Origin of the sequence: Hydrogenophaga sp. (assembly GCF_018780075.1) — a bacterium.
In the GTDB taxonomy this organism is placed as follows: Bacteria; Pseudomonadota; Gammaproteobacteria; order Burkholderiales; family Burkholderiaceae_C; genus Hydrogenophaga.
The window spans coordinates 100803-110770 of the sequence record NZ_JADMKB010000032.1 but is presented as its reverse complement, the minus strand read 5'-3'; the positions used below and the strand labels follow the sequence as shown (position 1 = coordinate 110770).

8 protein-coding genes and 2 pseudogenes are annotated in these 9968 nt (G+C 61.8%); 5 read left to right on the top strand and 5 right to left on the bottom strand.

Translation table 11 applies throughout. The annotated features are described in order from the left end of the window. Both IV088_RS07570 and IV088_RS07565 read right to left on the bottom strand, forming a co-directional pair. Positions 1-253 (bottom strand): annotated as a pseudogene (locus IV088_RS07570) (conjugal transfer protein TraS); the annotation flags it as partial. A gap of 16 nt (positions 254-269) precedes the next feature. Further along, positions 270-845, bottom strand: coding sequence for a hypothetical protein (locus IV088_RS07565; protein WP_291099950.1), 576 nt, complete (start codon positions 843-845; stop codon positions 270-272). A gap of 303 nt (positions 846-1148) precedes the next feature. Between IV088_RS07565 and IV088_RS07560 the strand changes: the two genes are divergently transcribed. Continuing rightward, positions 1149-1568 carry a hypothetical protein gene (locus IV088_RS07560; RefSeq protein WP_291099947.1) on the top strand — a complete coding sequence of 140 codons (420 nt, stop codon included), beginning with the start codon at positions 1149-1151 and terminating at the stop codon, positions 1566-1568. After that, entirely contained in the window at positions 1565-2353 is a 789-nt protein-coding gene (gene stbB / locus IV088_RS07555; RefSeq protein WP_291099944.1) for a StbB family protein, read from the top strand. Before IV088_RS07560 ends, stbB begins: the two co-directional genes overlap by 4 nt. Before the next feature lie 136 nt (positions 2354-2489). Here stbB and IV088_RS07550 read toward each other — a convergent pair. From IV088_RS07550 to IV088_RS07540, 3 genes and pseudogenes are all read right to left on the bottom strand, one after another. Next, positions 2490-3451 (bottom strand): IS5 family transposase gene (locus tag IV088_RS07550; RefSeq protein WP_291099941.1). Its coding sequence is split into 2 segments (ribosomal slippage): positions 2490-2818 and positions 2818-3451, totalling 963 coding nucleotides; the frame shifts between segments, so codons are not numbered across the junction. A 407-nt stretch (positions 3452-3858) separates the two neighbouring features. Next, a pseudogene (locus tag IV088_RS07545) lies at positions 3859-4182 on the bottom strand (ATPase); the annotation flags it as partial. Positions 4183-4639: 457 nt separating this feature from the next. After that, complete coding sequence (locus tag IV088_RS07540) at positions 4640-4888, bottom strand: hypothetical protein (protein WP_291099938.1); 249 nt, start codon at positions 4886-4888, stop codon at positions 4640-4642. 152 nt (positions 4889-5040) lie between these two features. Here IV088_RS07540 and IV088_RS07535 point away from each other — a divergent pair, with 152 nt between their 5' ends. From IV088_RS07535 to IV088_RS07525, 3 genes are all read left to right on the top strand, one after another. After that, a complete protein-coding gene (locus IV088_RS07535; protein WP_291099935.1) occupies positions 5041-6462 on the top strand; it encodes a TolC family protein in 1422 nt (473 codons plus the stop codon). A gap of 7 nt (positions 6463-6469) precedes the next feature. Then, a complete protein-coding gene (locus IV088_RS07530) occupies positions 6470-8746 on the top strand; it encodes a type I secretion system permease/ATPase (protein WP_291099932.1) in 2277 nt (758 codons plus the stop codon). A 65-nt stretch (positions 8747-8811) separates the two neighbouring features. Beyond that, positions 8812-9933, top strand: coding sequence for an HlyD family type I secretion periplasmic adaptor subunit (locus tag IV088_RS07525; protein WP_291099929.1), 1122 nt, complete (start codon positions 8812-8814; stop codon positions 9931-9933). Positions 9934-9968 lie beyond the last annotated feature (35 nt).

Sequence of the window (9968 nt, the reverse complement as noted above, 5' to 3'; positions counted from 1 at the left end):
TCTTGCTGATGTACCGGAAGTGGGCCGCAATGGCCAGCATGCCCCGCCCTCCCCCTGTGACCTTGACCATGACCTGGGGTGCTCTCTTCACCACGGTGGATTCGATGCGCTTGCGGATGGCGTCCGCGCGCTGATGCATGCCCCCATCACCCAGCCTGGGTTGCGGCCTGACCTTGACCACCCGGTTGCCCGGGTAGAACAGGCGATCGCCCCACTGGACGAGTACCCCATCAATGTCCGGCGCTTGGCTCATGGCGTTCTCCTTGAAGTCACCGGCTGGACCGGTGGGTGGTCTCTGTGGATGACCCACGCGGGCGCAGATCGGCCAACAGGGCCGCCGCCTGGGCGAGGTGACGCCGGACGTCTCCGTCCAGCGTGTCGAGCATGTCGCGGTAGGCCACTGCTTTTTTCACGTTGCTCTGGGCCAGCAGGCGCGAGAGGGTGTGGATGTTCCGGCTGAGGCTGGAGAGCTTCGCGTTGGACTTGATGAGTTCAACGATTTCCGCGGTGCGGCTTGCGCCTGTGGTCAAGGCTGGAACACCCGTGATCAAACCCGCCAGGTAGGCATCACGCGACATCTGCGCGGTGTGCGCACCGACAGCCAGTCGCTTTGCCTCGGGGGTTGTCAATCTGATTGACAACTTGACCCGGGGCACCTGCGACGCGCCAAGGCACCCGGTATCGACGACCCACTGAGGGACGGACTCGGACAGTCCGAGTTCACGGGCCACAGCCCGACGAACCAGCACCGACACGCTCTCCCGGCGGGCCTGAGCGCCGCTCACCAGCGCAGCCTTGAGGCCGCGCATGTCGACCGTGATGAAGTCAGGGTGGCGGGTGTTCATGGGTCCCCCAAAAGTCAAACGTGAGCGAAGCGAGTCGTTTGTGAAATCGGCGGCGGGCCGCCTATCTCTGCACTCACCCATGAACCCAGTATTGGCCTGGATCGAGGCTCTGTAGCCGCTGGATTTGGGTCCGAATCCAGCAGGCGAACAGGCACCAGGCGGGTTGAAGATGAGCACGTACCGAGCAGCACCGCTCAGAAAGTGATCAGACAGCACGAGCAGTGATCAGCACGCAAACAGCCACTGCACGAACTGATCAGCAATTGAAGAACAGCCGATCAACGCCTGACCAGAAACCGGACGATGAAACTGGTTCCAGCCGATCCACCGGGCAGAAGCTCTCGCAAGGCCAAGCGCTTTGCGCAAGACATGCGGGAGCTGCGCGCCCAGGGCTACACCTTCGAGGCGATCCGCATGGCCTTGGCTGCGGTCGGCGTGCACGTGAGCAATGCGACCGTGCAGCGCGAAGTGGCCAGGGCATCCAAAGCATCTTCCGTCGGCCAGGGCCTGGGCTCCGGTGCGCGGCCCGATGAATTGCCGCCCGCTCTGACCCACCTGCTGGGATCCGCGCCAACTTCACCAACCCACGCGCCCCAGTCACCTCAGGTCGTTTCCGTGCAAACGGATATGCGCAGCGGCAAAGAGATCGCCGAAACGTTCGCCAGCAGCCGAATCACCAACCCCCTGGCGCTCGCCAGGCTCAACGCAAAGGACCCGTCATGAAAATCGCTGTCATCAACTTTTCGGGGAACGTGGGCAAAACCACCATCGCCAGGCACCTGTTACTGCCCCGAATAGACGGCGCGGAGCTGTTTTCTGTGGAGAGTCTGAACGCGGCCGACGGCGAAGGCCATGCGATGCGTGGCCGGCAGTTCGGTGAGCTGCAGGAACTCCTGCAGACCATGGACAACGCGGTGGTGGACATCGGGGCCAGCAACGTGGAGGAGTTGCTCGACCTGATGCAGAAGTACCAAGGCAGTCATGAGGACTTCGATGCGTTCATGGTTCCCACGGTGCCAGCCCTCAAACAGCAGCAGGACACCATCGCCACCCTGGTCGAGTTGGCGCAACTGGGCGTGTCCCGTTCAAGGGTTCGGCTGGTGTTCAACATGGTGAGCAGCGCCGCAGATGTCCCGGCGCACTTCGATCTGCTGCGGGCTTTCCTCAAAGCGCAACCCATCGCCACAGAGAACGTGGACTGCCATCTCGGCCCCAACGAGGTGTACGGGCGCATCCGGGGCAGCAACGCCGACCTCGCCACCCTGGCCCGTGACGACACCGACTACAAGGCCTTGATCGTCCAGGCCAGCAGCACCGCAGAAAAGCTCGCGCTGGCCCAGAAGCTGGCCACACGGCGGCTGGCGGTTGGTGTGTTGCCGCAGCTGGATGCCTGCTTTGCGGCGCTCGGACTGGGCGAGAGCGGGGACCTTGTTCAAACAATGGAAGACATCGAGAAAAGGTTGGGAAATCAGTTGTTGCTGTGCATGGGCGCTCTCCTTGGGTGTTAGGGCAGCGCTGAACAAGTAGCCGAATTGAGTGGCCCGCTACGCAAAGGATTGCCGACGCGGGCAAGCGGCGCGATTCGACCGCGTTCCCTGGACATACCAGCCGTGCTCGCGCACCCGTCGTGCGCAACGGACGCACTCATGCCATGAGGCGCTGACGCGCCAGGTAGATGTTGGCCAAACCCAGCACCACGAACGAGCGCGTGGCGTTCTTGGCCAGGCCCCGGTAGCGCACCTTGGCAAAGCCCCAGAGCCGTTTGACCACAGCGAAGACGTGTTCGACCCGGGCGCGGACCTTGGACTTGTTGTGGTTCCTGGAGCGCTCGGCCTCGTCGATATCGCCACCCCTGCGCACGCGCTGGTTGGTGAAGTCCTTGGCCTTGGGGGCCTTCGATCCGATCAACGTCTTCTGGCTGCCGTGGGCGCTGTCGCCGTACACACGCTGTTCGTTGCCGTGCAGCAGATCGGGCAGCGGGTGTTGTCGTGCATGTTGGCCGCCGTCACCACCGCGCTGTGAGCCAGTCCGGTGCGGCTGTCCACGCCGATATGCATCTTCATCCCGAAATACCGCTGCTGGCCTTTGCGGGTTTGGTGCATCTCGGGGTCGCGTTGTCTGTCGACGTTCTTGGTCGAGCTGGGCGCGCCGATGATGGTGGCGTCCACGATGGCCCCGGCGCCCACCTTCAAGCCCCGCGCCTGCAGCACCTTCCCCACTTTGGCAAACAAGGCCTCGCCCGGTTTGTGCGTCTCCAGCAGGCGGCGAAACTTCAGCAGCGTGGTCCCGTCGGGCACACACTCCCGCCCCAGATCGATGCCCACAAAGCGGCGCAGCGCCGTGCTGTCGAGCAGGGCCTCTTCGCAGGCCTCATCGGCCAGGTTGAACCAGTGCTGCACGAAGTACATCCGCAGCATGCGTTCGAGCCCGATCGGTGGGCGCCCGTTGCCGGCTTTGGGGTAGTGAGGTTCGATGACCGAGCACAGCGCCTGCCAGGGCACGATCTGTTCCATCGTCGCCAGGAACGCATCGCGCTTGGTCGGCTTGCGGTACTGCTCGAATCCGTCGCCTTGATCGGCTGCCATCGCCAGGGTCTGTTGCTTCATCTTCACCTCCGTGTATCAGGGACCTCGATACATGCAAACCTCGCGCCACCCATGGACTTGTTCAGCGTAGCCTTAGGCTCCGCAGGGGCCGAGAAGCCCTTCGCGGCCATGGCCGCAGCTGGGGCCGGCGCGGGTGCGCCGTCAAGGGAGGAAGCGAAGGCGCTGGCGCAGCCCGCAGGCGCAGCCGAGGACACGGGCGCCGCAGCGCCCCTTCACGGAGGGAGCCGCCCGCAAAGGCCAGGCAAGCCGGTGAAACCGGCGCGCAGGGGGTGCGAATTGCGCAGCACCTCCGGAAAGAACCAGGTCAGCCCGTTCTGTCGAGGGCCAACCCCGACAACACGCCGCAGCAACAGAAAAGCGCCGCTCCCGGAATCCACGGGGCGACGCATCGAGGCCTCAGCGCGGCGTCAATCCGTCGCCGGCACCATCGCCTGCAGTTGTTCGATCACGCCGGGCTCGACAAAGACAGACGGCTGCTCCAGAGCGACCGGGACGTTGAACACCCGGGCGAACGCGTCCCGCTTCAGATGCGCCAGCCGCCCGGTGCGGTACGCCTGATCAGGCTTCATCAGGCCTGAACCCGACGGCGAGCCGCTGCGCTGTGGATCACATTCGACCAAGGCCACGAAACCCTCCGAGAACATCTTCTGGTGCTCAGGACACAGTCCCCAGCTCGTCGCCGCGTGGTGCTTCAGGCTCGCCCACAGGCGACGATCGAGCAGGATGTTGCCCGCACTGGGCGATTCATAGGTTCACCGGATCCAAAAAAAAGCCCGCATTACTGCGGGCTTCAAACCGTGGCGATACACGGCATTGTCAGGGGGTTTGTCACAGGTGAAAGTTGTGACAAGTTAATTATCTATTTTTGTAAAATTAATAGTCAACGATGTTTTATGTGTTTTTGACACTTTTACAACAAGCACCCTCTTGTGCACTGAGTCCTGGTGAGACGATCTGTCGGTCGATCAGACCCACTGCTGGGCAAGGAACGGAGGGACCTGCAATGGCATCTTCCAAGGACAACAGCTGTGCGTGGGTGGTAACAGACCACTTTCTTGGCCGCAGATCACGGACGATGGGCGCGCATGGGCCTTCCACCGATGAAATCGCTGTGCGTCGGCTCGACAAAGGCGTTGCACAGCAGCAGAAGCTGAGGCTGAAAGCGCCACCCAACCGAACCAGCCTCGATCACTTGATCAGGCCTGATCGATGTAAGCAGCGCTGCACCGGCGGCGCCAGCAAGGCGACCCGGTCTCCGGACACTCCGGCCACGGCGTTCGTCTCTTCAAGCACGTGAGTCCATCTGTTTTTCTTGATATATTTATTGTTTTTATCATTTTTGAAATAAAATGATACATTTATAGTGAATTTTCTGGGTCGGCGAAAGCTCAAGCGGCCCTGCACTGTTGCTGCGGCCACATTCAGGGCGCAGCTCACAAGCTCACCTCAGGCCAAAGCACATGAACCTTCACCCAGCAACTCTTTCCACCTTTGCATCCCTCCCCCCCGTCACATCGAGAAACGCCAAGGGTAGGCCTGTGCGGCTCCGAGCCATTGCGCTGTATGCCGCGCTGGTTTTCACAGGTGGCTTGACCCACGCTTCCAGTCTCGGACTCGAAGATGCCCTGCGCGTGGCAGTGAGCGAGCACCCCAGCGTTGCCGCGCGACAAAGCGAACTGAGAGCCGCGCTCATGAAGCTCGACCTCGCTGAGCGACAGAAATACCCGGGTTTGGTGGCTCAATCAGCGAAAGACGGCGCGGGAAAGCAAGTCACGACCCTTCGCATTGAGCAACCGTTGTGGACGGGGGGGCGCATCACAGGAGAAATCGATGCAGCCCAGGCCGGCATCCAGCAAGCCGAAGCCGGTGTTCTCCAGTCTCAGCTGGACATCATGTTGAAGGTTGTCGCTGGTTTTACCGAGCTCGGGCGCATTCAATCCCGGCAGCTGGCTGCAAGGTCCAACGTCGAGGAGCATGCTCGGCTGGACAACATGATCCAACGTCGCGTTGAGAGCAAAGTCAGCCCAACCAGCGACAGCATCCAAGCCAATTCACGCCTGGCTCAAGCCCGTGCCGAACTCAATCAGCTGGAGGCATTGGCCATTCGTGCCCGATCGACGCTTTCACAAGCCACTGGCAACCCAGTGACCGACATCGTGGTGCCCAAACAGCGCGACATGGACGAGTACCCGCTGGAAACTTTGGTCTCGACGGCCCAGGATTTTTCGCCGGCTTTGCGCAAGCTGGACGGCGAACATGCAGCCACCACGGCGGAAATGGCCGTGCGCCGAAGCGGGGCCTATCCGCAATTCAAAATGCGCCTCGACCGCACATTTGGTGGTGCAGGTGCTGGCACCAATGCATACCTCGCACTCGACGTACAAACGGGTGCGGGCTTTGCCACCATCGCATCTGTCAAGGAAGCAGAGGCGCGACGCGACGCCATTCAATCTCAGATGGAAGTGGCTCGACGGGAGACCATTGACGCCGTCAGCGCCGACTGGGCCGACCTGAAGTCGTACCGCATGCAAGCTCGTGACCTCAAGTCACAAGTGGACAGCACGACAGCTGTTTTTGACTCATTCGTCCGTCAATATGCCGTGGGTCGAAAAGGCTGGAACGATGTGCTCAACGCACAGCGCGAAGTGACCCAGGCCCGCTACCAACTGGCAGATGCCGATTGGGGCACACTCAGATCGGCGCTGCGCCTTCAACTGCTGACAGGGTTACTGACGGCTGAAAACATCAGCCTGATCCTGGTAGATCCCAACACTCCAGTTGCTGCCGATGTGAAGCCCGCTGCCACAGCGGATGTCATGCCAGCCGCTGCCGCAGCGAATACTGCGCCCGCCACCACAGTGGATGTCACGCCGGCCGCTGGCGCAGCGGATACTGCGCCCGCTGCCACAGTGGATGTCACGCCGGCCGCGACGAACTCAGGCGGGACCGAGCCCTCAGCACAGCAGACCCCAGCTCACGTTGCTGCGGGATCCGTGGAGAGCACTCGCTAAGCGGTCCATGGAACATCGAAACGAAACATCAGGGACAGACGACAGCCCGGCCCAGTTTTTGCCGCTGCTGCTGGCAAGAATGGCATCGTTGCAGGGCAAAGCGGTGCCATGGCACCGTTTCTCGATGATGTCTGAGAGCACCGATGGTGCGCCTCTGGCGTCTCTGACCCTGGAGTCCCAAGCCATCGAGCTGTGGAGGGCAAGGTTCCCCACCGGAGAAATTCAGCGGGTCACGGGGCCACTGGTCAACGGCCTGACTCCGGCCCTGTGGATCGGTCCCGAACCCTTGGCCAAGAAGCCGGTTCCTGGCTTGCTCGTGATCCGCGGAGCCCTGTCGACTGGTGCACTGAGTTGCGTGGACGCCAACGGACTGCCGCACGAAATCCCTGCCGGGCTCGCCCGCCAAGGCCAGGTGCTGTTGCTCAGAACCGACGAACCCGAGTTCGCCGACCGCGACGACACACGGCTGGCCTCAGACGGCAAGTCCGCCAGCAAACGCCGCACGGCCAGGCAATGGTTTCACTATGCCATTCGCAAGCGGTGGCGGATCTTCTCTGAAGGCGCACTGGCCACGCTCACGGTCAACGTGATTGCCCTGACCTCTTCGTTCTACACGATGCAGGTCTACGACCGTGTGGTCCCCACGCAAGGTTTCTCCACCTTGTGGGTCCTGACCATCGGCGTTGTTATGGCGATCGTGCTGGAACTGGTGATGCGGCAGGTCAGGAACCGATTGGTGGAGAGGGGCTGCAAAGCGATCGACGAAGAGCTCTCCTCCGTCTTTTTCAGCCAAGCCCTGTCCATCCGGATGGATCAACGCCCACGCACCGTTGGAACCTTCGCTGCGCAGATCCGGCACTTTGAAATGGTGCGGAACTTCATGACATCCACAACGCTGTTCGTGTTCGCGGACGCGCCCTTCGCTGTCCTGTTCATTGCGGTCATCTGGTTCCTGGCTGGCCCGGTGGCGGTGGTGCCTCTCGCGTTCGTTCCCATTTCCATTCTCGCGGGGTTCGCGTTTCGCAGATCACTTGCGCGTTTGACCGAGGCCCACATGGAAGAGTCCAACCGCAAAAATGGGCTGCTCATAGAGGCCATCGACGGCATCGAATCGGTCAAGGCCTGCTCTGCAGAGTGGAAGATGCTCAATCGCTGGCAGGAGCTCACACGCACCCTGGCGCGAGACGAGATTGCCATGAAAGATCTCACCAGCCTTTCGTCCAACCTGACCCAGACCCTGCAGCAGCTGAGCTACGTGGGCCTGGTTGCAGCAGGCGCCTTTGCCATCGGGGCGGGTGAGTTGACCGTCGGCGGGCTGATTGCCTGCACGATCATCAGTGGCCGGGCATTGAGTCCCATCGCACAGCTGTCTGGCCTGATCGTGCAATGGCAACAGGCCAAAACTGCCCTCAAGGGCCTGGACGCCATCATGGCCATGCCACCCGACGTGTTGCCAGGAGAACGGCGAGTGGTTCCAGACCATTGCCAAGGCAGGCTCCGACTGGAAGCAGCCCACTTCGCCTACGGACCCGACCAAACAGTCTTGTCGATTGATGCCTTTCAGGTGAGTCCTGGAGAACGGGTCGCTGTGCTGGGCTCCATCGGGTCGGGCAAAAGCACGCTCATCAAGCTTCTCTCCGGTCTGTACAGACCGAAAACCGGGCGTGTCCATCTCGATGACGTGGACATGACACACCTGTCACCCGACTTTGTTCGCGAGCACATCGGCTACCTGTCCCAAGACGTACGACTGTTTCATGGTTCGCTGCGCGACAACCTCGCATTGGGCCTGCCATCGCCCACCGATGAGCAGATCCTCCATGCCGCCAAGATCACGGGCCTGGACAAAATGATCTCGGCACACCCCCGTGGCCTGGGCATCGAAATCAGCGAGGGTGGACGGGGCCTGTCGGGCGGCCAAAGACAGCTGGTTGGCCTGACTCGACTCATTCTGGCCCGTCCCCGGATCATGCTACTCGACGAGCCCACCGCATCGATGGATCCCAAGCTTGAAGAGCAGATCGCGGAGCGTGTGTTCGGCATGCGCCCCAAAGACACCACGCTGGTCGTGGTCACCCACAAGCTCGGGATGTTGAGCCACTTCACTCGCATCGTGGTATTGGATCGCGGACGCATCGTGGCCGATGGACCACGGGACGACATCCTGCGCCGCATGCGTGGCAGCGTCCAGACAGCCGTCCCCACGGCGACCACGATCTCTCCCACCGTTCCGCCGCGGCCTGACATCGCGCCAGCGGCCACATCAGCCATCGCCAGCGTATGAGTTCAAAAAACAGGGTCCCTCGGGACACATCCCGCGCGCACCCAGAAGTCGGAGCCGGTCTCAGGATGGCGGTTTGGGGCAGCCTCATCGCGTTGGGCCTCTTCGTTGGCTGGGCCTACCACGCCGAGATCGATCAAATCACCCGCGGCCAGGGTCAGATCATCGCCAGCTCTCGCACACAGATCATTCAGGCGCCAGACGGGGGCGTGCTCGAAGAATTGCTGGTGCGCGAAGGCACAGAGGTACAGCGCGGTGAACTGCTCGCCCGCCTGGACCGGACGAAGGTGGAGGCCGGCTACCGTGAGGCCGAATCCAAACTGGGGGCTCTGAGCGCCACGGTCAGCCGGCTGCGGGCCGAGGTGTTTGGCGGCTCGCCACGGTTCGATGGCAAATCCGACAGCTTCCCTGCGTTTCGCCAGAACCAGGTCAACCTCCTCGAGAAGAGGCGTGCATCGCTCAGCCAGGAGATCGCAGCCATCGAGCGCATGAAGGGCTTGGCCATGCGAGAGCTGGCCATGACCGAACCACTGCTTGCGGCGGGCGACGTGAGCATGGGTGAGGTCTTGCGCCTGCAGCGCCAGGTCGCAGACCTCGAAGGGCAAATCAGCAACCGAGAAAACAAATACCTTCAGGACGTTCAAGCCGAACTGAACAAAGCGGAGGAGGAGCTGAGCAGCGCTCGCGAACTTCTGGTCCAGCGACAGGACCAGCTGACCAACACCGAGCTGAGAGCGCCCGTCAACGGCACCGTGAAAAACGTTCGCGTGACCACGCGCGGCGGTGTGCTCCGGGCCGGCGACGAATTGATGCAGATCGTGCCGGTTGAAGACAACCTGATCGTGGAAGCCAAAGTCAAACCCTCGGACGTGGCGTTCCTCAAGCCCGGGCTGGACGTGTCGGTCAAGATTGACGCTTACGACTACACCATCTACGGCAGCCTGCCGGGCAAGCTGACCTACATCAGCGCGGACACCATGAGCGAAGACCTCAAACAAGGGGAACAGGCTTATTACCGCGTCCAGGTCAAGACCGACTCGGTCAAGTTCAACCGCAAGTCGGAAGAAAACCTGAGCTTGCAGCCCGGTATGACCGCCAGCATCGAGGTCAAGACCGGCCACAACACCGTACTGATGTACCTGCTGAAGCCCATCGTCAAAACCCTTAACGATTCGCTTGGCGAGCGGTAGGCCCTCGCCCAGGTGTGGCCCACCCAGACGGCCAC

Excerpts from the sequence above, each read along its gene's own strand:
- IV088_RS07565 (WP_291099950.1), bottom strand. The coding sequence starts at position 845 with ATGAACACCCGCCACCCTGACTTCATCACGGTCGACATGCGCGGCCTC.
- IV088_RS07560 (WP_291099947.1), top strand. The coding sequence starts at position 1,149 with ATGAAACTGGTTCCAGCCGATCCACCGGGCAGAAGCTCTCGCAAGGCC.
- stbB (WP_291099944.1), top strand. The coding sequence starts at position 1,565 with ATGAAAATCGCTGTCATCAACTTTTCGGGGAACGTGGGCAAAACCACC.
- IV088_RS07530 (WP_291099932.1), top strand. The coding sequence starts at position 6,470 with ATGGAACATCGAAACGAAACATCAGGGACAGACGACAGCCCGGCCCAG.
- IV088_RS07525 (WP_291099929.1), top strand. The coding sequence starts at position 8,812 with ATGGCGGTTTGGGGCAGCCTCATCGCGTTGGGCCTCTTCGTTGGCTGG.